This window comes from Iodobacter fluviatilis, from assembly GCF_900451195.1.
Taxonomy (GTDB): Bacteria; Pseudomonadota; Gammaproteobacteria; order Burkholderiales; family Chitinibacteraceae; genus Iodobacter; species Iodobacter fluviatilis.
On record NZ_UGHR01000001.1, the window covers coordinates 1,406,137 to 1,432,509 of the forward strand.

The window sequence follows — 26,373 nt, forward strand, 5'->3', positions numbered from 1 at the left end:
TATGAGTGAGTCAGGCGTAATTGGCCGCAGTGCCTATCAACAACACCCCTTGGCGGGAGCCGTATTTGAGAAGGCTAGAGCCAGTGAGGATTATGTTAATACAGCGCAGAAAGCGGCGCAGGCGCTCTTTGCTGTGCGTGCTGGGCAGCTGGGGGAACGTACTGCGGTGAAAGGGGATTTAAATACCCCCGTGTTAACCCCCCCTAAGCAAGCTGTAGCAGAAGATGCAGTGAGCATGGATAAGTTGACGCTGTTGCTTGGGCAGTTGATGGAGCTGCTCGGAGATACTGCGTTGAGTGTTTTAGATGGGCGTTTGGCCTTATTTAAAGCCCTTCGTGAATCACAAACGAATGCGAATAAAGCGCTGCAGGAAAAATTTGATAACGCGATCAGCGAAATGGAAGGAGCACTTGAAGCAGCAAAGGCTGCAGAGGGTGATTACGAGGTTGCGCTAGAGGCCGCAAACAATGCACAAAAGGCTGCAGCAGAGGCTGAAAGTGCATTAGCTGGGATGAGCCCAGATGATCCAGAGTATGAGGCCACAAAGGCTGCGCGTGATGAGGCGGTACTCAATGCCAATCAGGCAAAGAGTAGGGCAGATAGCGTAAAAGAAGTGTACGTCCAGGCAACTAAAACGGCCTCAGAAAAGACCAAGGCCGCGGATAAAATAGCCGATGAGGTCAGAGCGCAGTGTGGGAATACACCCGCTGCCCGGCAGGCTCAAGAGGGGCACCTCACTGGGGTTGCTCGTATGACCTTACTGATGGCGATGTTTGTAGAATTGGTTGGTAACAATGCCGAAGCTAGCCTTAACAATGATTTAGCCATTTTTGAGGCGATGCAGTCAGGTCGTATTAAAGAAATGGAAAAGAACGCGGCAGAGTACGAGAAAGAAGTCAAAAAAGCAGAAGAGCTCAATAAAGTAATGGGCTGTGTGGGCAAAATTCTGGGCGCTCTGTTAACGATTGTGTCTGTGGTAGGGGCTGCATTTACCGGCGGGGCAAGTCTGGCTCTGGCAGCGGTAGGTGTTGCTTTGATGGTGGCTGATACGGTGGTGAAAGCTGCGACTGGCGTTTCTTTTATGGAGGAAGCCATGAAGCCCATTATGGAAAAAATACTTAAACCATTAATGGAGCTGATTGGTAAGGCGATAAGTAATGCTTTAGAAAAGTTTGGTGTTGATAAAGAAACTGCTCAGATGGTGGGCTCGATTGTTGGTGCGATTGCCGCGGCGTTAGCGATGGTTGTTGTCATCGCTGCGGTTGCAGTAGTAGGGAAAAATGCTGCAGCCAAGCTGGCGAGCACCATAGGCAAAATGATGGGCGAGACCATGAAGAAGTTAGTCCCAAGTGTTCTAAAGGATCTGGCAAAGCAGTCGAGTAAAACACTGACTCAGGGCGTCTCTAGGCTAACTAAAAGCTTGGGGATGAAATCAGACAGCTTGGCCATTAAAAGCTATGGCAATACGATGATTCAGGTTGCAACGGCTGGAGAAGTGGCAAACGGGGCTGCTCAGGCGGGGGGAGGGATTGCTCAAGGGGTATTTATTAAAAGAGCCGCCGATGCAATGGCTTCTTTTACTCTGGCCCGCTTTGATATGGAAAAGATGGATAAGTGTTTAAAAGAGGCGGTGGAGGTTTTTGCTCAATCTCAATCTATCACTCAAGGGCTATTAGCTCAAATGTCTCAAACACTAGAAGCACATGACGCGACAGGTCGTGCAGTGCTGCGCAATAGTCACGCTTAAGGATATCAATCATGGTCGCAATTAATAGCAGCATCATTTCCACGTTGCCACAGTCGAAAGCGTTTGCTCAGGATTTTTCAGCCGAAGTAAAAGGCACGGGTAAGTCTAAAGGCGCAGCCAGTACAGCAGATGTTCAGTTGGTACTGCGTGGGCAGTCTTCTGCCAAAGGCTTGTTAACCCCAGTGAATTCGGTTGGGGTGCCTGATTTAAAGCCACCCATGGTCTCTTTGAGTGAGGCACCTCCTCTCGATGAAATTAACCGAGTATTAACTGAAAAACTCAATAATGCCGATGGCGTTGCCAGCTTGGGCGGGTCGATCGTCGTGCTGGAAAAACAAGTGCAAGCATGGCAGAAAGAAGCCAAAGCAAGCCCTTCTTTTGATATTTCTGGGCTGGGGAGTCGATCGAGTGAGCTGATGCAAAAACTGCTGGAGGTTGTGCAAGATAATCGCACTGCTGAAGCAAAGTTGGGAGGCAAAATGTCTGCGATTGAGGAGAAGCAAGCGCACAATGTTTCCGATTCGATCATAAAGGGAGGGTCGGATGCAATGTCTTATGCCATCGGAGGGAGTGTGGTGAGTATAGCCACTACGGTTGGTGGTGCTTCTCGGAAAAGCCAAGGCACGAGTATGGCGAAAGATACGCTTAAACATAATGGTGGCAAGGTGAGAGCGGCGGAGGGTGAATTAAGAAGTATGAGTTCTTCGTTAAAAACCGGCTCAGGTACGGTGATGGGTGGGGCCGATGCGCTGACCAGCGTGAAAGTGAAGCCGCAGGCAAAATCGCTGACTGAGGCTCAGGTTGTAGGTCATAAGAATGACGCTACAGATCATGTTGAGTTAGCAAATAGTAGCCCTCAGCTTACCGCACAGCAGCAAGCCGCGCTGAAAGAGCAAACGGTGAACAAGCTGACTACAGAGCGCGATTTGAATCAGGATGCCATGCAGAAAAATTTGGCAAAAGCTGATGCAATCAAGAATCAAGGCGATATGGTGATGGGGCTGAGTATGATTTTCTCTAATGTGATTCGCGGTGTGGGGGATTTCTCGCAGGCTCATGCGCGTTCTACTGAGCACTTATCCCAGCAAGGGCAGAAGGTGGCGGGATCCTTGAATGAAGAATCAGGAACTCGTAAGCGTGAGCTAAATACTTTATTCCAAGATCTATTGAGACAGGTCACGGATATGGCCGCACAGACCATGTCGACCATGAATCAGATGTTGAACAATAAAGTATAAAACTTTATTTCTCGCTCCCCCCCATCGGCTTGATGGGGGTCAACACTTGGAGAAATCAAATGACCTCACCCTTATCCAGTACGCCGCTGCAACATTTAATCCCTGTGCCCCAGTATGCCGCATCTGCTGCAAAGGCGGCTCCAGAAGCGATTGAGCTGAGCGAAGCAAAAGCTGCGCCGAGCAGCCAGCTGCAGGTACTACAACAGCAATTGCAAACACTGATGCAGCAAGGTCAAAGCCTGCATCATCAGCAGCAAGCCCTCAGCCGCGATGTTTTACAAGGGAAGCCACTGACGCCTCGGGCGAATCAGCAGCTGGAAGATACCAAGGCAGAACGACAACTCAGCCTGCATACCTTTCAATCGTTGATGTTAGCCAATATTTTGCCGCCTTTGGCACATGAGCGGAGCTTACAGCTTGCGCTGGAAACTGCGGGTGCAAAGCAATCGCCTAGGTTTGTTGAGGACGATCCCACTTCCAGTTGGACTATTAACGACAATATCAGCGATGCCATTGGCGATATTCAAGATGGTTATTTGGGCGTTTACGAAAATGCTGTCGACCGTTATATCGCGTTTTATGCAGAGTTTAGTAAGATTTTGGCTGCGCTTGAAAAATTGATTAACGGCTCGGCGGATGGACAGTCTGTAAATGTCTCGATGAGAGAGTTAGGCCGTCAGCTAACGGCGTTGAAAGAAAGTTTTTTCCCCGGTGGCCAAGCAGGTGAAAACTCAGTGCTTTTTCCACCGCAAAACGGTGATGGCATTGTGGAAGGGGCAAGCAAGGGTGAGGCAGATCAATGGGCAAAAGAAATGGGGCTTGACCCATCTTGTGTGAAAGAAGCGCCTTCTGGTTCTGGTAAGTATGTTGTAACGATTGATATTGGCCCGATTGATCAAATGATTAGTAATCTTGCTCAGGGCAGTGACCCTGTGAAGATGACCAGTACGGATTTTCAAATCTGGAAAGCAGGTTTTGATTCTATGGATGAAAAGATGAAAAATACCTTGCAAACGCTGACGCAAAAATACAGCAATGCTCAGTCTATGACGGATAACTTGATTAAGGTGCTGAGCAGCACGATCAGCAGCTTGTTGGAAACTGATAAAGCCTTTTTGCAAATCTAGGTATTTATTTCATGGCAGCGCCTAAGCTCCCTATGGGTTCAGGCGCTGTTTCGCATTTTGCACTGGATATTAAGTCGGCTTTGGGATGTTCTGATCTATTTGTTTCCATATTCTTGCTTCGCTCAGAATCAAGAATATGCTGGGATTTTATCAATTGATTTGAATATAACGATTTAATCTGCCCTTTCTTAGCTGCGAAGCGTGTCTTTTTTGTTTGGAGTTGTTTATGCCTGTAGGCACTTCTGTTCAACGTCCCATTTTGCAGCGCTCTTGTAGCATGCCAAACTTGCGGAGCAATGCTAAGAGCGATATTGCGAAACATCTGCGTAGCGTAAGCAGCGGCCCAGCCCAGCCTGCTGTACCTGGTGTAGGTAGGCCTCACTCGCAAACGGTGGGAGCCGCTTCAGATCCCGCCGCTAAAACATTTCTGCGCCCCACTGATTTTGCTAAAGCGCAGGAAAATAGCAGCTTGGCGTGTTTGTTTGCCTGTGGCAATTCGGCTGAGTTGACGTCTATCTATAAAAATTCGAGTAACGTCCTTGCCCAGCAAGATGTCATGAATTTTGCTAAGGTTTACAGCCAGCTTAAGAAGACGGATGGTGTTACGGCTCAGCAGCAAGCGGAGCTTAATAAGCTGGCAACAAGCTTTTGCAAGTTGATCCAGAAAGATGGTTTGAAGCTAGAAAAGTCAGGTTTTTCGGCTTGGTATCCACAAGTCAATAAAACGTATGCTGGCCGTACTGGTTTAGAACAGAAATTATCTAAGCTGGTGGCGGAGGTGATCAAGCCGCAGGGTGGATCGCCCAATGAGCTGGGTTCTAAACTGATGATGGATGAGGCGATGCCTTTTATTTGTCAGTATTTAGAGCAGCAGTTGCAAGGTGAGTTGGATCCAGCTACTCGCGAAGCGGTGCAGCATGTGGTTGACCGGAGTGCAATGCAGGTATTTGAGTCATTGCGTGCAACAAGGAGTGAATTGCTTACAAAGGCAGGCAGTAGCAATACTGTCGGCCAGTTGGGGCGTGATTTGGATTTAGTTGCGGTGCTGCCCCTGCTATTGCGGGATATTATTGGGGCAGCAAAGCCGGCAGGGCGAAATCCTGAGATGCCAAGTGAATTTCCTGCCGCAGATACCCCTCTAGCGAATGATCCTGAGCGAGTAGAGCCTGAGGCAGTGCAAGCTCCAGTAGCAGAAACTCATCGTTTCCAGGGAGGCAAGCAAGGGAATGTAAGGGACTCGCATGATGTTTATAACATTACTAATCATCATTATTACGGAAAAAAAGAAGCCGAGGGCACTGCAAACCCAACTCCGGTAAATATAAGAAATAATCCCGTTTTTAATAATGCTTGGGATGCCCAGCGTAGTCGTGGTGCGGTGCAAACAGATCCCAATTCAGAGGTGGCGGCTCCCCTTGGCGCAGGGCAAGCTGTTTCTAAAAAGTTTATCAGCTCGTTGAAGATCCAATTAGAAGAGCATAGCAAGCGGGGAGACGCTCATACGCGAGCCACCCAATCGGAGAACCCATCGATTGAGCGGCAAGGTGGGCTGGAAGAGCCTCATCGTGTTTCGAACGCCGAGGGAAACGAGGAAAATAGGCCGGTGTTTCGCTCTTCCTTGAGTATTGGCACTCTTCAAGGTGTTAGAAATATAAGGTCGGATGAGACGTGGGGGCGTACTTATGCGCGGGTGTCAAATAATGAGCAACGAAGCGAGTTGTTGCAGAGCAAGCTCGCCTTGTCAGCTAAACCGCAGCCGCTTGTAGCCCAAAGCAATACACTGCTTGAGGACCGTTTAACATTTACCCCCTTGGGTAAGAGGGTGACTGAGTCTTACCTCAAGTCGGCTTTTTTTCAGCCAAAATTTAATGGAGAAAATAGCAAGGCGACTTCGGCCTCGGCAGCTCATGTTCTAGTCACTGATATAAGAGGAGCATTGCAACTCACTACGGGCCAAGAGGTTGGGCGTAAGGGTGAGTCGTTCCTTAAATCATTCTTGGCTGTACGCAATACATTTTTGCCAGTGAATGTGAGGGATACCCATGAAGATTACTTGGCTCCGATGACAGATCAGCAGTGGGGTATTTTGCTTGATGGTTTAAATCAACACCCACAGGTGGCGGATATTAAAGCACGGGTTCTGTCTATGGCACGTCTGACCTCCATCGCGGCACCTCGGCAGTGGTTAAAAGATTCTATTGTGCCAAGGATGTTGCAATGGGCAGGCCGTGATGTTGTTTCTTTAACTTCGGTAAAGGGAGCCAATGATTTAAAGCCAGTAGCGAGTATGGGGCAGCGCACTGAAGAATGGCTTCCATCGCCAAACAGTGATGAAGTGAGTTTCCAAGCTCAGGATACGATGAGTTACGCGCAGAACGTGACGGAAAGTGTAGGTGAGTTATCTGCAAAAGATGATGTGTTGTTCGGCTTTAAGCCTTGGGTTCAACCTAGGATTACAGATTTGCGCCTTAAATCAGATACGAAAGTATCTGAAGCTTTCTTTTTGGCAGCGATCAGAGGCTTACTGACTCCGATGAACACCATGCCTATGAGCGATGTAGAAAAAACATTTGTTCTGGCTCGGAATACATTATTACCTGTTTCTCAAGTAAAACACTTTGACGATGCAGGCCTGACCCAAGGCAAAAAAGATGAATATCTTGCGGTATTAAAAGAGGCGATAGCTCATCGTAATGTAAAGGGCCATGCAAAGCATTTTGCTGAAATCATGCTGCGCGATACAGCATTAACTGAACATTCATCGAATGCTTTGATTAACGAATTGATCAATGCGTTGGGGGCGAAAAAACCAGCATTACCCTCTTGGAAACCCAGTAGCGTCATTCTCACTCAGGATGGGCTGCATGATGGTCGATTTGTAGCTACAAATGGGGGCCGTCAATGAGTACAAATAGCAGGCAGGAGTCGAGTATTCGCGCTTTATTGGCCTATTGCTTAGGCTGTGATGAGCAAAATATTTCGCCTGAAGCAGATTTGGTGAATCAGCTTTATGCAGACTCCCTTGATTTATTAGATTTGGCGATGGCTTTGCACGACGAATTTAATATTGAACTGACAATTGACGATATGTTAAAGATAAAAAAAGTAGGTGATTTGTATCAGGTGGTGCAGGATAAAATAGGGGCTGAGACACTCTCTGAACAGGGGGCGATTTGATTCTTTTTATATAATTAATTCTATGTATTTGTGTAACGGCTCAGTTATTTTGTCACTATTTTGGTGCTCAATAACTGGGCCGTTTTACGCTTTGTGGCTAATATGCTAGGGAAACCCCCCTCACAAAACCAGCTCATTTTTAAGTAGAATTTCCTAGCTGTCTTTGTGGTGCTTTTACATGAATGCCGTGAACAATTAATGACGCCAGATTATGGCGATTTTAAAGCAAGTCGAAGCCGGCTCAATTGGCTCCGATCTGTGCCGCAGCATGACATGCGTTTTGTCTCTTTCTATAATTGGCGCGCTAAGTTTGGCAGCATGGACGTTTCCATGATGACGCGGATGAAAAAGCTGAAAGATGCGAATAAACGTTTTAAAAGATGTACATCGAAGCCTAAATATAGGCGAACCTCCTTAAGGAGGCGATGTCAGAAATCCTCTGAAACATTTCAGCGCTTCACCGGGCCGTTGCAATCAATTCATTTCTATTCGTGCGGCTTGCTATCACTTTATGCATAAGCTGCATGCAGAAAACGCAAAAATTACGGAATAGCTGATTCCGCTCATTGAAACCAATTGAAGCTGGAGCTTGGGTTTCTGCTTTTTGCTTCTGCGAAATGTAAAGAAAAGGCGCTGGAATTATAAATGTGTCTACAGGATATATTGCGATTTAAAATTAAATCTGCGGATTAAGCCTAAAAAGTGCTTAGAACGCAAAACGTCAGCGCCATTAGCGGTGCCAGCGGCAAAAAATGAAATATGGCCGATGGATTTTATGCTCGATCAATAAGCTGACGGCCGCAGCATTGGTTTATTTAATGTGATTGATGATTTTAATCTGAAAGGATTAGGCTCTGAAGTTGATTTCTCTTTACCTGCCGAGCGCGTAATACACAGCCTGAGCCAAATCATCGAATGGCGCTCGATAATGGCCCTGAATATATTCGTCAGCTATTAAAGAATTGGATGAAGCAATATTCGATTGAATGGGCCAATATTCAGCTCAGTAATCCACAGCATAATGCATATATTGAGCGCTATAATTGCACCGTGCATGATGAATGGCTGGTGCCTTGCTGAAGTGCAAGAAACTGCAACGCAATGGTTTTGGGCTTACAAATAACGAACGTCCGCATATGGGATTGGGCGGCATCAGCCCGAAACAAAAACTAGCATTACATACCTGACCTTTACTTCTAAGTGAGCTTAAAAATGGGGGGATTACCGTTTGAAGTCTTCGCCATACTTAATTTATACACATGTTAAAGGGGTTGGAATTCATGCGGTTAAAGGATCTATCTCAGGGAAAATGCCAGGTGATTATTGCAGATGATCATCCGCTCATTGTTTTTGCCATCACTAAAATACTAGAAAATGTAAAAGAATTACAACTGGCTGGCTCCGCATCATCCAGTTCTAGCTTACTGCAATTGTTACAGGAAATTTCCTGTGATGTTTTACTTTGTGATTATTCATTTGATGAGGAAGGTGACTCAGATGGCCTGCAATTAATTAAGCAAGTGCAGGAGTTATATCCACATATTAAAATTATTGTGCTGACTGCTCATGACGATATAGTTATTGCCTTACGGATACTTTCTTTGAAAGTTGCTGGTTTCATTAGTAAGTCGAGCGGTGAGTTTTCTGATTTACCTTTTGTAATTGGGCAAGTCCAAATAGGCAGATCGTACATTGATCCTGTTACTTTAAATGCATTGACATTGCATCAGTTAAATAACGGCAAGGGCTGTGAGAATTTTGTCGAGGTGGTTTTGTCAGAGAGAGAACAGGAAGTGTTACGCCTATTTGCTTTGGGTATGACCGTTTCTGAAATTGCGCTGCATACACAGCGTAGCGTGAAGACGATTAGTACCCAGAAGAAAAATGCTATGGATAAATTGGGCGTTAGTAATGTTGTTGAATTACTTAAGGCCATAAAAGGCTTGTATTGAAAATGGGTAGGCTTAATCATTTGCTAATGGCCAATTTTGGCAAAATTAGGCGTTTATTTCTCGATACTCCGTTACTTGATGGTTCTGCACCAGATCGCTCTGTTTGTTATGCAAGGCGCTTATTATATGCCGGAGCATGTATTTTGAGTGTTGCCAGCATTGGCATGATGTGTTTTGGTATTCGAATGAGCTTTGAGCATTTTTTGGATGAGCGGCAACAGCTCTTTTTAATACAACGTGATTTGTTAAAAAGTGACGTGGATCGTTATCAGGCTCTGCTTAGGCAGCTGGTTCAGTCATATGAGACGATTGATCTTCGACAAGAGCGGGTAGCTATACCAGCAAGGCGTTATCAGCAGCTTTTGCTGCAACAAAATAATGTAATGATCACTGACCGTGAAATAACGGTAACACCTTTCTCTGTATTGTCTACATTGACGCAATCGCAGGACAGAGCGTCAATTTCTATGTTGTTGAGGCTTACACAAGAAATGTCGAGGTTCCCATGGGTAAGTATTGGGGAGTCGAATAGTCATATTAGTGGTTTTGTATATAGTGTGGATAAGCGTTTCTTTGCTGTAACCCCTCCTCTTCCTAAATCTGTTTTTCAAAATGCAAAAAAAGTGAGGGTAGAGATAGAGATTGCTAGGCAAATCGCTCGTGTTGAGAAAGAAATGTCTAAGTACTCTGAAAATGAGTTGCGACATAAACGCAGTGTGATCTGGGTACCTCTCTCACGGGACCCACTTACTGGTGAGCTTATCTTGCATATTGCGAAGCCGGTTTTTAATAATGGTAAACGAATGGCGGTGGTGGTTTTTACCATGCCGTTTATGCTATTCGAACGGTACTTTCAGCAATCAAAGCATTTGTCAGATTTTCTTGTGGTTGCCCAAGATCATTACTCCTTGTTTGGACTTGATGTAACGAAAGAGCGTGAGGCAAATTGGGCGAGAATATTACGCGCTGCCCCAGATATATTGGAGGATGCAAATGAGCATGCACAACTCTCCTACCGTAAAAGGACATTTCTGATCACACAACAGATAGCTGGCCCTAATTGGGTTGCTGTATATGTGTTTGATTGGCCTATGGTGGTTCAGTATTTGCGTAAAGAGCTATGGATTTCGATGGCTGTGCTCTCTGCTCTATTATGCATTTTATGGGGGTTTGTGATTGTATTAGATAGTATCGTTTTGGCCTCTATGCAAAAAAAAGCGCGAGCGGTGTATGAAAGTGAGGCATTTAATCGGAAAGTCTTAGGCATGGCCCCTGTGGGCTTGGCTGTGTTGGATCCTCTTAAACATATCATTTTGATGCAAAACGAGATTGCATCTGGGCTGACGGGGCAGCAGTTAGGTAAGGGGGAACATTTTTATCGTGTATTGCTGGATGAGGCGCTTTTTTCTGCGAAGGAGAGTGGGGGTAATCAGCAAATTGTACTGCGCAAAGATATAACAGCAAGATCCTCTGATGGTGGGCTTATAGAGCTTGTGGCGGATTTGTCTTGGGTGCGTTACCAGAATCAGGATGTTGTCCTTTGTGCATTGACTGACATCACAGAGCGTAAAAGGGCTGAGAAGCTGTTAGAAGAAGCGAGCCTGTTGGCTGATGAGGCGAACAAAGCTAAATCAGTGTTTCTGGCTACGATGAGTCATGAAATTCGTACGCCACTGCACGGAGCCCTTGGCAATATTGAACTGCTTGAGGGTGAGGTTTTATCTATAGCTCAGCGCGCCCGCCTTACCACTACCCGTCGTGCATTTGATGCTCTATTAGTACTGACTAATAATATTCTTGATTTATCCAAAATAGAAGCTCAGGAGCTTAAGTTGGAATTGGCACATGTGAGGCTCGGTGAGTTGATGGAGCGTTGTGCACAAACCTTTTCTCCTTTGATTGCTAAAAAAGGTCTGAATTTTCACTGCTTGATTGACCCGTCACTATTTGCCGTTTGGGAGGTAGATGGACACCGAATTTCGCAGATTATTATGAATTTATTAAGTAATGCTGTGAAATTCACTCAAAAGGGGGCGATTACGCTCTACGGCACTGTTGAAGAACGGGGATTGGAGGGCTCTTGGCTTAAATTAAGTATCGCTGACTCAGGTATGGGCATTCCGCTTGATCGGCAAGCTGCTGTTTTTGATTTATATGCACAAGCTAATGAGAGTATCACAAAGCGTTTTGGTGGGTCGGGGCTGGGGTTGTCACTTTGTAGGCGATTGCTTGCCTTGGCTGGTGGTTCTATTTCTTTGGATAGTGAAGAAGGGGAAGGGAGTATTTTTACTATCCAATTACCTTCCAAAAAAATAGCTGATATAGCAGAAGTAATACGTTCAAATTCTACATTGTTTATAACTGAAGTGCTGGTGGTTTGTAAGTCGCCAACATGGCAAAGTGCGTTACTTAAACAAGTGATATTTCAATTGCCAGGTATTGATATTCACGCAGTGATAAATTTGGGTGATATATCTGATCTTGATCCGCTTGGAGCGAGTAATAAAATATTGCTTCTTGCCCATAATGAATCTTGTTTGCCTTCTGATTGTTTGCCTGAGCAGTTGCAACTATTTAAGCAAATTATTGTTGTATCTTTTGATGGGCCTTTACATCCAGAAATACGTGAAGGAATTATCTATGTGACCTCGCTGAGCCGCGCTGCACTTGAGCATGCGCTTATATCATGTGCATATAAGCAGGATATAGCCTTACCTGTATTTCAACAGGAGGGTCGAGTCCTAAATAGTAGGCAAGAGGTGCGAATTTTGATTGCGGAGGATGACGAGACAAATCTTCTGCTACTGGAGCATCAATTAAATGCTCTTGGCTATATGAATGTTGATAGTGTTAGTGATGGACAGCAAGCATTCAATTATTGTCTTCAGAGAAATTATGATCTAGTGATTACCGATCTTTATATGCCGATAATGGGGGGGCAAGCTTTATTAAAGGCAATGAGGCAATCTGGAATTACAACGCCACTGCTTGTTCATACTGCAAATGCTTACGATGATTGGCGAGCAGAAGGTGAGGATTTTGCTGCTATTTTGCAAAAACCATTATCAATTACGCAATTGGGTCAGACTCTTGGACGTATTTTGCATTTATCCTCACCCGAAATGTTAGATAGGGTAAGAGGGCGACTAGAAACACTTAGAGATGTAGAGTTAGAAAAGGTTTTTCTTGCTTCTTGGGAGCTTGATCAGCTTAGCTTAAAAAATGCGGCTGATACTAAAGATTTGCAGCGTTTTGAGAGGTGTTTGCATAAAGTAAAGGGTGGCTTACTTGTTCTAGATGAAAAACCTGCTTTGAAAGCTTGTGAGGCCTTGCTGCAGCAGCTTAGATTTAGTGAGTCTACTCAGATGAATTCGCTTTTATCCGAATTCTTATCCATCATGTCTAATATTGTTAGCCACTATAAGCAAGGTATTTAAGGTACCGGAATTACCAGCTGCCCACAAGAAAGCGCGCTGAAATTGAGCAAGAAGCACAATCCGGTATACAGATATCGATTCAATGTTGCCACATTGTTTGCTTTCTAAAATATAGCCGCTCATTTACAAATAAGCGGCTATATTTTTTATACACGCAACTGGAAGCTTGAATTTAGATCAATCAGATCCGTATAACGTCCTGGGGCAAAATAATTGGATTGGTCAGGTTTCGTGATTTGGAAAATATGCCATTTTGAGTATTTATTATCTGCAGGCTGAGTATGTTCACCCTGTCGGCATAGCTTTCTAATGTTGTTAAAGCTTTCTTCAGAAATACTGAAATAATAGAAGTAGGTGCCGTTACTAGGTAACGCTCGTTCCCATGTTCCGGAAACCTGTACTACATTCTCATTTTTGTCTTTAGCCCAATACCAATAATCGCCATCCGCTGCAGCGCAAAAAACATTGGTATTTTCTGCTTGAACGCAGATTGAATAGATAGAAAAAATCAGGAAAAAAACAATCTTTTTCATTTGGTGATCCTAACTGTTTTTAGCTAAAATATTAAGTTAAAATTAAAATAATATACTCAACAACCCAGAGTAAAAAAATGGGAGTGATCATATTTTTTATTTGAAACTTATGCCATTTTTAGAATTTATTTTCCGCAGGTTGTGCTATTTAACTCAAAAGACATAGTATTTGTGCGTTGTTAAAAGCTTACTTCGGAAGTGCTGAAATAGTAGGAGTAGATCTCTTAGTAGTGAATGACAAGCTCCCACATTCCAGAAAACTGCATATTAGTATTGTTGCGTACATCGCAGTCCAATATCAATTGTTGCCATCGGTTGTAGAGTAAAAAACATTTGTGCATTCTCTCTGAAATCAGAATGAGCTGGCAGGTATAATAAATGGGCAAGTCATCAAAAATTTATTTCATTACATTACATTCCCTTGTTTGTTTTTAAAGATATGAACGACAACAAATCTAACACGATATATTGATTATCATCAAGATTTTATTAATAAAAATAATATTTTTTTATTTGCAAATGATTTGTAGGTTGATTTACTTACGTATATTTACCTAGCTATCTCTTTTATTCAATTTCAGCGTATTTCCTCACATCTTGGCAAGGTTTTTCCAAGAAAATCGCCTTAAGGATCCAAAATAATCAGACATAAATTCATTCGCTGCTACGCGCACAATCCCATATAAATGCTGTTTCTCGCTTTCATACGTATGCCTAAGCAACAATGCCACGCCCCAATTGTTTCCTCATTACCGCCACAGCGTGAGGGCGGCGATATTTATTTTAGTTTTGTGAACAATAGAGATCTAAAAAAGATTTGGTAAGAAAACTTGGCTTTGATGCCATATCGTATTCAAAGAGAGCCTATTCTGAACAATACTAATAACGCATTTTTCTACGAAAAGATTCAGTGAACAAAAAGCATAATCAGAAGGACCAATTCATGACGAACCCATAGAGGGGGTCTCTGCACGAATCGTCGCGTTTAATTGTTTCGACGCTGCTCGAATCGGATTTCCAGTGTTTTTTTTAGGGGTTGAAGCAAAGCCTGATTTTCCAAGCTTTGCTTTTTTAGCAAGCAATTAGCGCTTTACGGCGCACATAACTTTCACCGCGAAGCACATTTGATAACGCGGCTCAACAGAGGGCTGCGTCAATAACGGACACCACGTTTTGGGTTTATCCTTGATTTTCCAGCTCAAACTGCTTGGCAAATACCACCAGTGCTTCGTCATTCAAAGGCATACTTGGCGTGGATTTTTTGGCTAAGTTAGCGGCGGTCTTTTTTAAAAACGCGCACTCTATTTTATCTCCGCCTGTTTTCGTATGAGTCTGGCCTCGGCTCTACGCTTCCTCTGACTGAACACGATGTTGATCTAGCCCCGCTAGCTTGCCTTTTTGTGCCAATTTGCCCCTCTTTTCTAAAGCCTGTTTGGCATCGCTGATTGCTTAACGGCTTGCGGCACATTCAAGTGCTGTTTGAGCACTCATTTAACGGCATCCGCACGAAAAAATGCAGTGGTGTCATGTCTGGCCAAGCTTGCCTTCAGAGACGATTTTATCTCAATTGAAGGTGGCCATATTTAACAGGCTACTTCTGTGGGGTAGGGGGACGTATCTTAGATTTCTGTTGAGTCAAGTGTACTCAACAGGGCTGTCTATGGGTTTTAGATGGTCATATTTATCCCAAATAGATAAATGTTGCTGATCGCTATAATTTATATGCAATCCCCCGCATAGATACCCCCACTAAAGAGAAACTGGATTCCTATTCACGTGGTTATATAAGATTTTTCTTATAGTTACTCTCACTTTCACTTCTTATACTCGCTTCAACTTTACGCCTTTGCGACAACGCCCAAAAACATGTTGCATAACCCCTTCCGAACCTAGGAAGTCCGTTTGCAAAGCCTATGCATGAAGGAAATAAAACGATGACGAGTAAAAATACACAATATATTTTTAGCGATTTCATTTTGCAAGCGAATGGCGTGCTTCAACATAAAGAAAAGCAAATTAACCTCCCTCCCAAAGAACTTTCAGTTCTGTTAATGCTATTGGAATTTGCTGGTGAATTAGTACCCAAGGACAAATTATTAGATCACGTTTGGTCCAATATAGAAGTCAGCGAGGAATCACTTACAAGGTGTATCCACACCTTGCGCAAAGCACTTCTTGAAGATAAAAACAATCGCTATATTGATACTATTTATGGCAAGGGCTATCGCTTTTGTCGCCCAGTTGCCAGCGTTACCCTTGCTGAATCTTTATCTAGAAAATGCACAATTGCATTGCTCCCATTTCATATCAATACAAATGTAGATACTCAGGAACTACACGACGCTTTAGTGCAAGGGCTATCACATTATTCACCATACGGGTTGACTGTTTTCCCCGCCGCCATAACTCAAGATTGTCAAAGCCCCGCTGAAATCATGACGCTTATAGAAATGTTTCGTCCGGATTATTATCTTGCTGGGCATTCAGTCATCAGCGATGACAAACGCCAATTGCGTATTGAGCTAGTAAAAGCCAATAACCATCAATTAGTTCACCGCGAGATGATAGACATTGGCGCTGATCTTGACATCGGCAAGCTACAGCGGCGATTGGCTTCCATACTGCCTTGTCATATTCCTGATCTAAACTGGGGCGGCTATAAGGCTGCTCCCTTGGTTTCACGAGATGTCACCATCTCCTACTTAAATGCGCGTTATGAACTGCATCTTCACACTCCATCGAGTCTTAAACGTGCCTTAATTTTATTTAAGCAGTGCTTAAGTAATTATCCTGATAACGCAATGACTTGGTGTGGCCTTGCTGAATGTTATTTAGCGCAAGCACAACTCGGGCTGTTCGATCAGAAACACGCGCTACAACAAGCCCAAATCGCAGTAGATAAAGCGCTTGCACTAGATCATTACAATCCACTGACGATCGCATTATTGGCACTACTTAGCAGCCTAAATGCGAGCTACTCCATTGCAGATAGCTTATTTATACAGGCCCTTTTGCTCGCTCCTGAAGCTGCTGAAGTTCACTATTATTACGCTTGGCATTTGTTGTTAAGTGGGCGCTTAAATGAGGCGATTACGGCAAGTGAATTAAGCATGCGCCACGCGCCTACACTCGCCGCAACAATCATTCTCAATATATGGCTACGTTTTTTGGCGAAAGACACTCATTCGGCCATTGCACTAGGCAAAACGCAGCTCTGCCAATATGCACAAGAGCACCCTGTTCTACAAAACCTACTTGCTGTTATTTTGTCATGGCAAGGGGACCACAAACAGGCTCTGGAACTAGCTCAAGCCGCCCGTGAATCAGGTGAAGAATCGGGGGGATGTGTCTTAATTATGGTTATGTTCATCTCATGGCTCAAACGTATGGTGCAGGCCAGTTAGTCGCTACAATTTTAGAAAACGTAGACAGCCGCCAAATTCAATCTGCCGTTCTTCCCATTGTTTTACAACACCATGGGCTGAACGCAGCAACCGCTTTAGAGCAAGTAATAGCAACGCAAAACTGCCCATGGCTCTCTACATGGCGACATGACCCTAGACTAAGTGCGCTTTACTCATGTAGCGATACGCTGCAGGTGGCCTAAAGTGCGCTCCTTTTTACTGTTATTAATGCTCTGTATGCCTTCGGTATGGGCTGATTGCTGGGAACGTGCAGGGCAAAGTTTTGGTATCTCCCCAGAGTTACTCTATGCAATAGCCCAGCAAGAATCGGGCTTAAATCCACAGGCAAGCAATCGAAATAACAATGGCAGTAATGATATTGGTTTAATGCAAATTAACAGTGTGCATTTACCTCGCCTAAAAGAAATGGGCATAGATGAAAAGCAGTTACGCCAAGATAGCTGCCTCTCCATCATCATTGGGGCCTCAATTTTGTCTGACATGATGAAACGCTATGGCTATTCATGGGAAGCCGTTGGAGCTTATAACGCAGGCATGGGGGCAAATCGCCAAGTGCTGAGAATGCGTTATGCCGAACAAGTCTGGCAACGATATCAACGCTTGCAATCTGGCAACAAAGCGATCAATAGAAACGCTCTAAACCAGCCCCGCTTTTTGCCTGTAACCAGCAAACCGAGAATTGATTAGTTTTCCATCAGGATGTTATCCCTGTCCCCTCTATATCATCCTCAATCTGCACGCTAGACGCTAAATTTTTTCTTAAAAATATTTATCATGGCTACTGAGTCCTTGGAAAAAGAAATGCCCCCAATTATCGTCATCCGCCTATTGAACGGCATCTTACGTGGCTGTGAGTTTGAATTGCCCGTAGGGAAAACGTTGTTTATTGTCGGCAACGAGGACGAGCTGCTAACTCAGCAACACCTGCCTTCATTACCTGAAAATACAATATTTGTCCCCATGACAAATGGGGGTGTTAATTTTGAAGTGCAGGCGAAAGAAGTACCGAACGATACGCTGATCCTTCATGAGCTTGCGGTGGGTGAGCCAGTAAAAGAAATCGCTTATCTATTCAACACAGTCAGTCACGTTGGTGCGCTCGCCATTGCAATTCGCCGGGTAGAAGATAGCTGGTCAAAAGACGTAACAGGCTACCTTCAAGCTAATCCACAGTCGCCCAAAGACAAATCACTCTTGGTGAAGCAAGGAGGATTTCGTCCGCTACTCATTGTTCTGGCTGTTGTTCTACTTGGTGGTACAGGATTATTTTTCTACCCCTGGGATGTCACTCAGCGGCAAATTGTTAGTCTGTCTGATGTACTTGGTGATAAGAAAAGTGCCTATCGAATACTGAGTGGGAGAGACCATCAGCTCTATGTCATTTCGAACAATGAACGCGATACATCTTGGGCTAGACAAGCGATTGTACGCAGTGATTTTTCTAAACAAGCTCAAGCGGTTAGCCAGCAAGATGAAGCTCGACGCATCCGGACTTGGCTGGCTGCCAATGAACCCAGCCTAAACTATCACCGCTTAATATTAGACAAGCCAATTAAACCACGACTGGTCTTAAGCCAAGAGCGTAGCGCACTTAGCCCTGAAGCTCGACGAGCGCTTAGCAGCAAGTTAAAAATAGAATTTCCCTATGCCAGCAGTGTGGACATTGTCAGTGCAAGCGATCAATCCATTGCGCAGCAAGCACAAGATGGCTTGGAGCGGCTAGCCGCGCCATTTACCCGCATAAACAACTCCGACAGTGTGACTTTTGTCATTCAAGGGGCACTTGCAGACAGCGAATTGCAAAGCATTCGTACTTTTGTTGCTGATTACTATCAGCAATGGGATGGGCGCTATGTGCAATTTGCTATTGAGCTGAAGGATGACTGGTTAAAAGGTAAATCCTTCAAGTATGGCAATCAGGGCTACGTCAAGATGACAACCCAACACTGGTACTTCCCTAAACCTATTTAACAAGGAAATCATGATGAGTATAAGCCCCTCAAACGGAATCATGCCAAGAGCCGCTGGCAATTGGAATGGCGAATTAACTGACTTATCAGGGCAATTTGATCAGGGTGTAGCAGATCTTAACCTCAAGCTAAAGGAGGCTCTGGAGGAACTACAAAAAAACCCTGGTAAACCTGAAAATCTGGCAGCGTATCAAGCAGCACTCTCTGAATACAATCTATACCGAAATGCACAGTCCAACGTCGTCAAAGTATACAAAGATATTGACGCGGCCATTATCCAGAACTTCCGCTAGTTACCACGGCTGGCAGGCCTGTCCTGCTGGCTTTAACAGGATCTATTTATGAGTATTGTGAGCCCCGTCAACCACAGCCAAGCACTGAGTACGCTAATTAATGACATTAGCGGCAGTGAAAGCGGCGTCATTTCGCTGGATGAACGTTTATTACAAGCTTATGCCCAAAGAACTGTAGCAACAGAAATCGATAAGAATGAAGTGATGCAACGCTTGTCTCAGCCCGAAGCACTCAGCGATCCAGCAGCGCTATTCGATTTACAAGTGCGCACCTCCAACTACAATTTGGAAGTGTCTATGATTAGTACGCTCACCCGGAAAGCCGTGAGTGCCGTGGAATCTTTACTACGCTCATGATGAAATCGCTTATCGTTATCCCCCTATTGATATTCGGGCTTGCCGGTTGCCAGCAACAAGACTTACTGAAAGGGCTTGATCAAGAGCAAGTGAATGAAGCGATTGCTGTATTACAACGCGCCAATATCAAAGCCAATAAAGCGGATCAAGGAAAAACGGGCTACAGCATCACCGTAGCCCCTAGTGATTTTGCTGCCGCTGTAGACATACTAAAAATATATGATCTGCCTTCACGCCCGCGTATGGAAATTGCAAAAATGTTTCCTGCTGATTCGTTGGTGTCGTCCCCACGCGCGGAAAAAGCACGGCTGTATTCCGCCATTGAACAAAGGCTAGAGCAATCATTACGCAGCATGGATGGTGTGCTGTCTGCACGAGTGCATGTTAGTTATGATCTGGACACCAGCGAAAGTAGGGCCGCAAAACCAGTTCACCTGTCTGCACTGGCCGTCTACGGCAAAGATATTGAAGCCACGCTCATGATTAGTGACATCAAACGGTTCTTAAAAAACAGCTTTAGTGAAGTGGAATACGACAATATTTCGGTCGTGCTTTCACGACGTGCACCGGCACAATACCAATCTCCAGGCTTAGCCACACAGCAACAGGGCATGTCAGGAACAACACTCGCTTTGAGCTTACTTCTGCTACTTGCTTTCGTTAGTTCTGCAGCATTTATGCTATGGAAACGACGTAAACTGAGGCCAAGCAATGCCTGATTTGCAGCGGGTGTTAAATCTAATTTTGCATGAGCCACTCTCTTATATGCACGAGGCACGTTTACATCTGCCCGCTATGCTAGGGGGTGAGGCTCAGGCCAACATTATTAATAAAATATTAATAAATCGCCTCCAGCTCAACACCGAATGCGCCGTACTCATACCCGGAAGTATGGTTGCACACATCGCTCTAAATTGGCTGCATTTGCCGCAAACAGCATTTTTAATGAGTTGCCAACGGCAACGTGCCAGACTCGCACGGCAAGGTGGCTTACAGCGTTTGCCAGCATGGGCTCGTCAATTTGCAGTGCTTGATCTAACCCCCGCACAAGCAAGTGTTGCTAGGGAAGCAATCAATCTTAACGATTTACTCAAGCAGAGCTACATCGAGCTATGCGCTTGGCATGGCATGCTGCCGCTTGCTTTGCAGCAGAGGCTAGCTCTGCTTTTTCCACCCTTAGTAGATAACATTCAAACAGAATTGCCCCCAAGCCCTGCTGACCCCCTTTTATTTACCTTGGCCCTTCAATATGCCCAAAGATATCCCCACGCTCCGGCCTATCACTGCCTATGAAGACGTATTACTCACCCATGACAAGCTAACTAGGCAGCATAAGGCTTTGAGCCTGCTTGCAGAAGCGCGCCAGCGGGCAAAACAACTACTTAAGCAAGCAGAAGTTGAAACCCAACAAATCCGCACGCAGGCATGGATGAATGGCTATCAAGATGGCGTCATTGCTGCCGCAAGCTCTGTAGCAAATCATATTGATGAAAGTGAAAACTTGCTCCTTCGCTTCCATAATAAATTAGGTGAGCAAGCAAGAGCTATGCTGAGTGCCTCATTAGATCATCCAGATTTATTGCTTATTTTGTTGGATGAATGGTTACGAGGCATAGACACCCCACTGCCACAAGGCACCTTGCAATTGCAGCTTCCGCTCCACCGTCGAGCGGCACATAGTCAGCTACTAAACTCATTACAAGAGTTATGGGGAGGCAAGATCCAAATTGAATATCACGCTGATACCCATTTTGTGATGCGCTATGCGGATCAGATTGCTCAATTTAGTCCTGACGAATTTATTGCTGAAGCTGCACAAAGCCTATTGCACGGCATGCATGAAATGCCAGCAGAATGCCGCTCACTATCACAAGCGAGCATGCAATCCTTACAAAATATTTTTACCAGCCAATTCAGCACACAACCACAAATGCTGAATTCAAAGGAGTAAAAATGATTCCAGCTAATAGCAATATTTTATTTTCGCATAACAATATATTCAGCTCGCCCAATGTGCATAGCTTATCGGAAAGAGTGTTACAGGCCGCACAGAATATATCGCAGGTAAATACTAAAGAAAAACCAACGCCACTATCAGCCCCCGTTTGGAGTGAGACTGATGAAGCTTTTTACCAAGGGCTCCTTCTTCTTAATCCTAATGATCCCAAGGCTATTTGCGCTTATCTGGATAAATTTAACACTAGCCACACATCTCCATATAACACGCTAGAGCAAGAGATGAAGATACTTGGCGAAGTTATGTCAAGAATAAAAGGCGACCCAGAACTCAAACCTCTTGGAGACAATTTACAAGTTGTTCAAATAAGCAAATGGAATTTACAAATGACGATGGCCGAATGGATGAAAGAAATAATATTTTCTGAAGGAAAATCACCCGAAGACGTTGATTGGTAAGCATGGGAATGCTCCTACAAAATCCGCTCATTTTAAGCAGAATTGTCTCGCAGTCTTTGAGGTGATCTACATGAAGGTCGTGAACAATTGATAACGCCAGATTTTGGCGATTTTAAAGCAAGCCGCAGCCGGATCAACCGTCCCCGATCTGTGCCGCGAGTGCTGGATGAGCGCCGCATCATTTTATAAGTGACGCGCTAAATTTTGCGGCATGAACGTCTCGATGATGATGCGGATGAAATAGCTGGTGGACGAAAACAAGCGACTTAAAAAAAGTATATTTACAATCCATTTTTTGGTTTTTTAATTTATGCCTTTATACAAAATTAGTCCTCAACAAGTTGTCATCCCGCCACAAAGTAAGCCTACTCAGGTCCAAAATAACGAATCTTGCGTCACTTCAAATCTCAGCAGTTTGTTAACCAATAAAGAGGAGGTGATAAGCCTTTCTGGTTTGGTTCCTCGTCATTGCATTGCTATACAAAAAGTTGCTATTGAGAGTGGTTGTATTATTGCTTTCAGGCCTGTAGAGCCAATTTCAACGCAGTTGATCGACGAAAATTACCCTACCAAGAATTTTCATATTAAAGGAAAAAGTTCAACATGGGGGCCTATGGCTGGTTTTATCACGGTAGATCAATTATTAAGTAAACAGGAAGGGAGTGATAAAATTGGACCTTCTAATCAAAAAGTGCAAGAGTGTCTGAACGATGGATATGCGGTATCTGGCCCCCTGGAAATTAGTGCTGAACGTCTGACATATCTGATAAATGAAGGTGTGTTGCAAAGGCAGGGTGATACTCTTTATGCCACTGGCCCGAGTGGTAAAAAATATGAATTTAGCGTATGCGCCAATAAAGATAATGGCATGTTGGCTATTACGCACCGTGATGAACCAGTAATGGTACTTTGCGATCCCAAAAGCAAATTGCCATTAACTGCTGACTATGACCTGATGCTAATTGCAACACCATTAGAACAATATGGATCCAAGGATATTCCGCCAATTAGTGATGTCAGTCATCGCGTTTTTGTTAAAAGAGCAAATTTCTATAAAAAGCCACTTTCCCTTGAGTTGCAGGCGCAAAAAAATTCTCCTGCCTTATTTTATGAAAAGGAAGACAAAGATTTAGGAAATATCAATCAACGGGTACGCGAACTTATCCCGCAGCTTAATAAGGCTATGGGTTGCCTACTGGGTAGAGAGGTTGTTCATCATAATATGGATGCAACTAGTCCAGCTGCCGATCCTAGTTCTAATTACCCTGTTACTTTATTTTTACCACGTAAATTGAATGGAATATCAGAAGCCATGATACTGGCCAGAAACAAGGAAGAATTGGCAGAAATAATTGTTTTGGCTAAATCTGAAGGTTTTCATGTGCCACTTAATCCATTATGGGAGCCAGAGATAAACAGCATTCTGCGACCTAACTTTGTGGAAGCTCGGCTATGTTTCGCTAACCATAAATTAAAATAGGAAGTACGATCATCCCCTGCAAAACCAGCTCATTTTGGCCTGTCCGGATAATAGTAGACACACCTACTTCAAATATTGGCGGCTCTTTTGCTGAATTCTGGCACGAATACCACGGTCGCCAGATTGCCAAGACGGGAGTGCCGTCGCTGCCGATTATAAAAAATGTCAATGTACTCCCGGATTGACGTCTCCGGTAAACCCCTTATTTTTAAGCTCACTTAAAAGTAGAGATCAGGTATGTAATGCCAGTTTTTGTTTTGGGGCGATGCCGCCCAATCACATATGTGGGCGCTCGTTATTGTAAGTTTAAAGCCATTGCGTTGTCATTTCTTGCACTTTGGCAATGCTTTCAAAATAATCGCAGGCCAGCCATTCATCACGCACGTTGCGAATGTAGCGCTCAATTGAATGCATTTTGCTTCGGATTACCTAGCTGAATGTAAGCTAATTCAATCGATTATTGCTCAATAGAGTGATAGCAAATCGTGCTAATTGTAAAGTTGGCGCAAGCCGCACGAACAGAAACTGCCTTGGTTTCAACGGCACAGATGAGCCATTTGGAGGCGCTGAGATGTTTCAGAGGATTTCTGACATGGCTTCCTTGATGATGCCTGCCTTGTGCTCGATATACATCTTTTTAAGGTGCTTTTTTTCGTCCTCCAGCTCTTTTATGCGCCTCAACATCGAGACGTTCATACCGCCAAGCTTAGCGCGCCATTTATAAAAAGAGGCAGAACTTATACCGTGCTCGCGGCATAGATCGGGGACGGTCGAGCCAGCTTCGGCCTGCTTTAAAATCGCCATAATCTGGCGTTATCAATTATCTACGGCTTTCATGTAGAACACCTCAAATACTCCGAGAAAATTCTACTTAAAAATGAGCTGGTTTTGTGGGGGTATTTCCGGGCCTTTTTGCATTTACGCCTTGCAAAATTTTGGATCGCCGCCCCGCTCAGGATAGAATCAAACCATCTTGAGTAAATGAAATAAGCGAAGAAAAAATGACTATACGTACCGTTGTCAAAATGGGCGACCCGCTTTTGCTGGAGCAAGCTGCGCCAGTAGAGGCGTTTGGCACGCCGGGATTACACAGCCTGATTAGCGATCTGTTTGACACCATGCAGGTCACAGGCGGCGTGGGGATTGCCGCGCCGCAGATTGGTGTGAGTTTGCAGGTGGTTATTTTTGGTTTTGATGTCAGCGATCGTTATCCGGAGGCCGAAGCGGTACCCATGACGGTGCTGATCAACCCTGTGCTCACGCCGCTGAGCGATGAAATGGTGGATGGCTGGGAAGGCTGCTTATCTGTGCCCGGCTTACGCGGCGAAGTGCCGCGTTATACCCGGCTACGCTATCAAGGCTTTGATGAGGAAGGGCAGGTCATTGATCGCAGTGTCAGTGGTTTTCATGCGCGGGTGGTGCAGCATGAATGCGATCATTTAAACGGCATTTTGTATCCTCAGCGGATTAAGGATTTGCGGCGCTTTGGCTATACCGACACGATGTTCCCTGAGCTGGCCAAGTAACAGATTTTCTGAATGCTTAAAAGGATTGGATGATGCGTCTTCTGTTTTTTTTCTTATTTTGCACCCATGCCCTTGCTGGCCCTTTGCAGCTTGAATCTCGCACCATGACGTGGAAAATGCCAAAAGATGCTCCTGCCTATACTTCTGGCTGGGCGGGAGGTGAGATCAGGATGCCCTATGCGCTCGGTGGGGGCGATGTGGCAAGCCGGATTAACGAAGCCTTGTATTTATCGCTAGTGGGTATTGCTGCGCCGCTTAAAGCTGGAAAAACCTTTCCTCTTACCGAAGGCAGTGGCGAGCTGGATGGTACTGCGTCTTTGGATTTTAGCGTGCAGCGCAACGATGGACGTATTCTCTCGCTGGATATCGAGGCGGAAGGCTGTGGCGCTTATTGCGAAGCCTATGTGCGCAGCTATAGCTTTGATGCCGCAACGGGCAGAGCACTGAGTGCCATCGATTTGTTTACTCCAAGTGGTTTATCCGTGGTGGCCAAAGAGGTGCAGGCAGAGCGCAAGCGCAGCTACTCAGAGGAAATTAAATCCTTAAAGCGGCAGCAGGCGGAGTTAAAGCGTAAAAAAGCGAAGGCCGATGATTTAGCTGATATCGATGAGCGAATTGATTTTAATGAGCGCTGCCTTGAGAGTGAAAAAGAAAATCAACAAAGCCGCCCTCAGCAAGATGTGCTTTCTTACGCACGTTTGTCTTTGCCGCAGAATAAAGCCGTATTTACGACAGGGCGCTGTAGCGCACATGTAAACCGTGCCTTAGACGATGTGGGTGACATTAGCCTAGCGATTTTGCACAAGGATTTAGCGGCCTTGCTTACTCCCTATGGCAAGTTTCTTTTGCTGGGACAGGCTGCCGCAGCACCTGCAGATTCGCTGTTTGCTCAGGTTTTGCATGGAAAAATAGGCAATGCGGCGATTACGATGCGGCTTGAAATGCCTAATGGTGATGGCTCTTTTTCAGGAGTCTATTTTTACGATAAATACCGTAAAGTGATTGCCTTGCGTGGGATGAAAAAAGGCACAACGCTGGAGCTGATCGAGCAGGTCGCAGAGAAAGATCAGGCAAAATTGAGTTTAAATATCAAAGGGAATCAGCTTGTCGGGCAATGGCTGGGCAATAACAAGCAAATACCCGCAATATTAGGCTGGTAAAACGTGTTGGCAGATGAGGCTGCTCATCTATCCTAGATAAAGGAAGCTAAATCAATGAGTGCTTTGGAAGTAGTTGAAATTAAAGCGTTTATTCCTGCTAAAGACCATGCAATATCTAAGCAGTTTTATCAGGATATGGGCTTTACTCTGGCCTTTGATGCGGAGGGCGTTGCGTATTTTAAGTACGGCACCAGCAGTTTTTTACTGCAAGATTTTTATGAAAAAGATCATGCAGAGAATTTTATGATGCATTTATTGGTTAAAGACGTGGCTGCATGGCATGCGCATTTAACTGCACAAGATCTGGTGAGTAAATATCAAATTCATTTGTCTGATATAGAAACGCAGCCATGGAAAATGCTTGATTTTACAATAACAGACCCCAGTGGCGTGCTGTGGAGAATTGGCCAGAATATTGGTGGGTAGTTTTACAGGCGGGAAAAGATTAATCCTATCAACTTAAACAAAGTCAGAAGATGTATTTTTTTCCGCAGGAGCGGCCTTAGCCACGAAGGTGCAGCGTATAAAAAATTTGC

Annotated in this window: 23 protein-coding genes and 3 pseudogenes; 23 read left to right on the top strand and 3 right to left on the bottom strand. The window is 44.7% G+C overall.

The features are described 5' to 3' along the window. Position 1: 1 nt before the first annotated feature. From sctE to DYD62_RS06485, 8 genes and pseudogenes are all read left to right on the top strand, one after another. Positions 2-1,747 (top strand): type III secretion system translocon subunit SseC family protein, encoded by a 1,746-nt coding sequence (sctE, locus tag DYD62_RS06450; RefSeq protein ID WP_115226585.1) that lies wholly within the window; start codon positions 2-4, stop codon positions 1,745-1,747. Positions 1,748-1,758: 11 nt separating this feature from the next. After that, entirely contained in the window at positions 1,759-2,985 is a 1,227-nt protein-coding gene (locus tag DYD62_RS06455) for an IpaC/SipC family type III secretion system effector (protein WP_115226586.1), read from the top strand. 59 nt (positions 2,986-3,044) lie between these two features. Beyond that, on the top strand, positions 3,045-4,112 hold the full coding sequence (gene sctA, locus DYD62_RS06460; protein WP_165928671.1) for a type III secretion system needle tip protein SctA: 1,068 nt from the start codon (positions 3,045-3,047) through the stop codon (positions 4,110-4,112). A gap of 226 nt (positions 4,113-4,338) precedes the next feature. After that, positions 4,339-7,017 carry a hypothetical protein gene (locus DYD62_RS06465; protein WP_115226588.1) on the top strand — a complete coding sequence of 893 codons (2,679 nt, stop codon included), beginning with the start codon at positions 4,339-4,341 and terminating at the stop codon, positions 7,015-7,017. Beyond that, complete coding sequence (locus DYD62_RS06470) at positions 7,014-7,289, top strand: phosphopantetheine-binding protein (RefSeq protein ID WP_115226589.1); 276 nt, start codon at positions 7,014-7,016, stop codon at positions 7,287-7,289. Before DYD62_RS06465 ends, DYD62_RS06470 begins: the two co-directional genes overlap by 4 nt. A gap of 211 nt (positions 7,290-7,500) precedes the next feature. After that, positions 7,501-8,476, top strand: a pseudogene (locus DYD62_RS06475) (integrase core domain-containing protein). Between the two features lie 129 nt (positions 8,477-8,605). Beyond that, a complete protein-coding gene (locus DYD62_RS06480; protein WP_165928672.1) occupies positions 8,606-9,241 on the top strand; it encodes a response regulator in 636 nt (211 codons plus the stop codon). Positions 9,242-9,267: 26 nt separating this feature from the next. Further along, on the top strand, positions 9,268-12,678 hold the full coding sequence (locus tag DYD62_RS06485) for an ATP-binding protein (RefSeq protein ID WP_165928673.1): 3,411 nt from the start codon (positions 9,268-9,270) through the stop codon (positions 12,676-12,678). 146 nt (positions 12,679-12,824) lie between these two features. Here DYD62_RS06485 and DYD62_RS06490 read toward each other — a convergent pair whose 3' ends face one another. After that, positions 12,825-13,211, bottom strand: a complete 387-nt coding sequence (locus tag DYD62_RS06490; protein ID WP_115226592.1) for a hypothetical protein — start codon at positions 13,209-13,211, stop codon at positions 12,825-12,827. Positions 13,212-15,145: 1,934 nt separating this feature from the next. Here DYD62_RS06490 and DYD62_RS06495 point away from each other — a divergent pair. The 12 genes and pseudogenes from DYD62_RS06495 (at position 15,146) to DYD62_RS06545 (ending at position 23,151) form a co-directional block, all read left to right on the top strand. Continuing rightward, complete coding sequence (locus DYD62_RS06495) at positions 15,146-16,615, top strand: winged helix-turn-helix domain-containing protein (protein WP_172476482.1); 1,470 nt, start codon at positions 15,146-15,148, stop codon at positions 16,613-16,615. After that, complete coding sequence (locus DYD62_RS23420) at positions 16,585-16,818, top strand: hypothetical protein (protein ID WP_147288265.1); 234 nt, start codon at positions 16,585-16,587, stop codon at positions 16,816-16,818. The genes DYD62_RS06495 and DYD62_RS23420 overlap by 31 nt, the downstream gene beginning before the upstream one ends. 1 nt (position 16,819) lies before the next feature. After that, on the top strand, positions 16,820-17,323 hold the full coding sequence (gene iagB / locus DYD62_RS06500) for a type III secretion system invasion protein IagB (protein ID WP_115226594.1): 504 nt from the start codon (positions 16,820-16,822) through the stop codon (positions 17,321-17,323). 102 nt (positions 17,324-17,425) lie between these two features. Beyond that, positions 17,426-18,607, top strand: coding sequence for a PrgH/EprH family type III secretion apparatus protein (locus DYD62_RS06505; RefSeq protein ID WP_165928675.1), 1,182 nt, complete (start codon positions 17,426-17,428; stop codon positions 18,605-18,607). Positions 18,608-18,617: 10 nt separating this feature from the next. Next, positions 18,618-18,899 (top strand): type III secretion system needle complex protein, encoded by a 282-nt coding sequence (locus tag DYD62_RS06510; RefSeq protein WP_276527786.1) that lies wholly within the window; start codon positions 18,618-18,620, stop codon positions 18,897-18,899. 48 nt (positions 18,900-18,947) lie between these two features. Continuing rightward, positions 18,948-19,256: a type III secretion system inner rod subunit SctI gene (sctI, locus tag DYD62_RS06515; RefSeq protein WP_115226596.1), complete on the top strand. Its 309-nt coding sequence runs from the start codon at positions 18,948-18,950 to the stop codon at positions 19,254-19,256. Continuing rightward, on the top strand, positions 19,253-19,975 hold the full coding sequence (locus DYD62_RS06520) for an EscJ/YscJ/HrcJ family type III secretion inner membrane ring protein (protein WP_207916563.1): 723 nt from the start codon (positions 19,253-19,255) through the stop codon (positions 19,973-19,975). The genes sctI and DYD62_RS06520 overlap by 4 nt, the downstream gene beginning before the upstream one ends. A 76-nt stretch (positions 19,976-20,051) precedes the next feature. After that, positions 20,052-20,549, top strand: a complete 498-nt coding sequence (locus tag DYD62_RS24405; RefSeq protein ID WP_373280368.1) for an OrgA/MxiK family T3SS sorting platform protein — start codon at positions 20,052-20,054, stop codon at positions 20,547-20,549. Continuing rightward, a complete protein-coding gene (locus DYD62_RS06530; RefSeq protein WP_132038670.1) occupies positions 20,506-21,207 on the top strand; it encodes a hypothetical protein in 702 nt (233 codons plus the stop codon). Before DYD62_RS24405 ends, DYD62_RS06530 begins: the two co-directional genes overlap by 44 nt. Positions 21,208-21,209: 2 nt before the next feature. Continuing rightward, positions 21,210-21,671 (top strand): hypothetical protein, encoded by a 462-nt coding sequence (locus DYD62_RS06535; RefSeq protein ID WP_115226600.1) that lies wholly within the window; start codon positions 21,210-21,212, stop codon positions 21,669-21,671. Between the two features lie 100 nt (positions 21,672-21,771). Continuing rightward, a pseudogene (locus tag DYD62_RS06540) lies at positions 21,772-21,912 on the top strand (IS3 family transposase); the annotation flags it as partial. Between the two features lie 69 nt (positions 21,913-21,981). After that, on the top strand, positions 21,982-23,151 hold the full coding sequence (locus tag DYD62_RS06545; RefSeq protein WP_115226601.1) for an anthrax toxin-like adenylyl cyclase domain-containing protein: 1,170 nt from the start codon (positions 21,982-21,984) through the stop codon (positions 23,149-23,151). A 306-nt stretch (positions 23,152-23,457) separates the two neighbouring features. Here DYD62_RS06545 and DYD62_RS24530 read toward each other — a convergent pair whose 3' ends face one another. Both DYD62_RS24530 and DYD62_RS23985 read right to left on the bottom strand, forming a co-directional pair. Then, positions 23,458-23,565 (bottom strand): integrase core domain-containing protein, encoded by a 108-nt coding sequence (locus tag DYD62_RS24530; RefSeq protein WP_233702880.1) that lies wholly within the window; start codon positions 23,563-23,565, stop codon positions 23,458-23,460. Between the two features lie 61 nt (positions 23,566-23,626). Continuing rightward, positions 23,627-23,955: pseudogene (locus DYD62_RS23985) on the bottom strand (transposase); the annotation flags it as partial. 197 nt (positions 23,956-24,152) lie between these two features. Between DYD62_RS23985 and def the strand changes: the two are divergent. From def to DYD62_RS06565, 3 genes are read left to right on the top strand one after another with little or no spacing between them, the layout of a single operon-like run. Beyond that, the gene (def, locus tag DYD62_RS06555; RefSeq protein ID WP_115226602.1) at positions 24,153-24,677 is read left to right on the top strand and encodes a peptide deformylase; all 525 of its coding nucleotides are present in this window, start codon (positions 24,153-24,155) and stop codon (positions 24,675-24,677) included. 29 nt (positions 24,678-24,706) lie between these two features. Then, on the top strand, positions 24,707-25,837 hold the full coding sequence (locus tag DYD62_RS06560; RefSeq protein ID WP_132038671.1) for a hypothetical protein: 1,131 nt from the start codon (positions 24,707-24,709) through the stop codon (positions 25,835-25,837). 54 nt (positions 25,838-25,891) lie between these two features. Continuing rightward, on the top strand, positions 25,892-26,263 hold the full coding sequence (locus tag DYD62_RS06565; protein WP_115226604.1) for a VOC family protein: 372 nt from the start codon (positions 25,892-25,894) through the stop codon (positions 26,261-26,263). Positions 26,264-26,373 lie beyond the last annotated feature (110 nt).

Excerpts from the sequence above, each read along its gene's own strand:
- sctE (WP_115226585.1), top strand. The coding sequence starts at position 2 with ATGAGTGAGTCAGGCGTAATTGGCCGCAGTGCCTATCAACAACACCCC.
- DYD62_RS06455 (WP_115226586.1), top strand. The coding sequence starts at position 1,759 with ATGGTCGCAATTAATAGCAGCATCATTTCCACGTTGCCACAGTCGAAA.
- sctA (WP_165928671.1), top strand. The coding sequence starts at position 3,045 with ATGACCTCACCCTTATCCAGTACGCCGCTGCAACATTTAATCCCTGTG.
- DYD62_RS06465 (WP_115226588.1), top strand. The coding sequence starts at position 4,339 with ATGCCTGTAGGCACTTCTGTTCAACGTCCCATTTTGCAGCGCTCTTGT.
- DYD62_RS06470 (WP_115226589.1), top strand. The coding sequence starts at position 7,014 with ATGAGTACAAATAGCAGGCAGGAGTCGAGTATTCGCGCTTTATTGGCC.
- DYD62_RS06485 (WP_165928673.1), top strand. The coding sequence starts at position 9,268 with ATGGCCAATTTTGGCAAAATTAGGCGTTTATTTCTCGATACTCCGTTA.
- DYD62_RS06490 (WP_115226592.1), bottom strand. The coding sequence starts at position 13,211 with ATGAAAAAGATTGTTTTTTTCCTGATTTTTTCTATCTATTCAATCTGC.
- DYD62_RS06495 (WP_172476482.1), top strand. The coding sequence starts at position 15,146 with ATGACGAGTAAAAATACACAATATATTTTTAGCGATTTCATTTTGCAA.
- DYD62_RS23420 (WP_147288265.1), top strand. The coding sequence starts at position 16,585 with ATGGCTCAAACGTATGGTGCAGGCCAGTTAGTCGCTACAATTTTAGAA.
- DYD62_RS06510 (WP_276527786.1), top strand. The coding sequence starts at position 18,618 with ATGATGAGTATAAGCCCCTCAAACGGAATCATGCCAAGAGCCGCTGGC.
- sctI (WP_115226596.1), top strand. The coding sequence starts at position 18,948 with ATGAGTATTGTGAGCCCCGTCAACCACAGCCAAGCACTGAGTACGCTA.
- DYD62_RS06520 (WP_207916563.1), top strand. The coding sequence starts at position 19,253 with ATGATGAAATCGCTTATCGTTATCCCCCTATTGATATTCGGGCTTGCC.
- DYD62_RS24405 (WP_373280368.1), top strand. The coding sequence starts at position 20,052 with ATGCTAGGGGGTGAGGCTCAGGCCAACATTATTAATAAAATATTAATA.
- DYD62_RS06530 (WP_132038670.1), top strand. The coding sequence starts at position 20,506 with ATGCCCAAAGATATCCCCACGCTCCGGCCTATCACTGCCTATGAAGAC.
- DYD62_RS06535 (WP_115226600.1), top strand. The coding sequence starts at position 21,210 with ATGATTCCAGCTAATAGCAATATTTTATTTTCGCATAACAATATATTC.
- DYD62_RS06545 (WP_115226601.1), top strand. The coding sequence starts at position 21,982 with ATGCCTTTATACAAAATTAGTCCTCAACAAGTTGTCATCCCGCCACAA.
- DYD62_RS24530 (WP_233702880.1), bottom strand. The coding sequence starts at position 23,565 with ATGCATTCAATTGAGCGCTACATTCGCAACGTGCGTGATGAATGGCTG.
- def (WP_115226602.1), top strand. The coding sequence starts at position 24,153 with ATGACTATACGTACCGTTGTCAAAATGGGCGACCCGCTTTTGCTGGAG.
- DYD62_RS06560 (WP_132038671.1), top strand. The coding sequence starts at position 24,707 with ATGATGCGTCTTCTGTTTTTTTTCTTATTTTGCACCCATGCCCTTGCT.
- DYD62_RS06565 (WP_115226604.1), top strand. The coding sequence starts at position 25,892 with ATGAGTGCTTTGGAAGTAGTTGAAATTAAAGCGTTTATTCCTGCTAAA.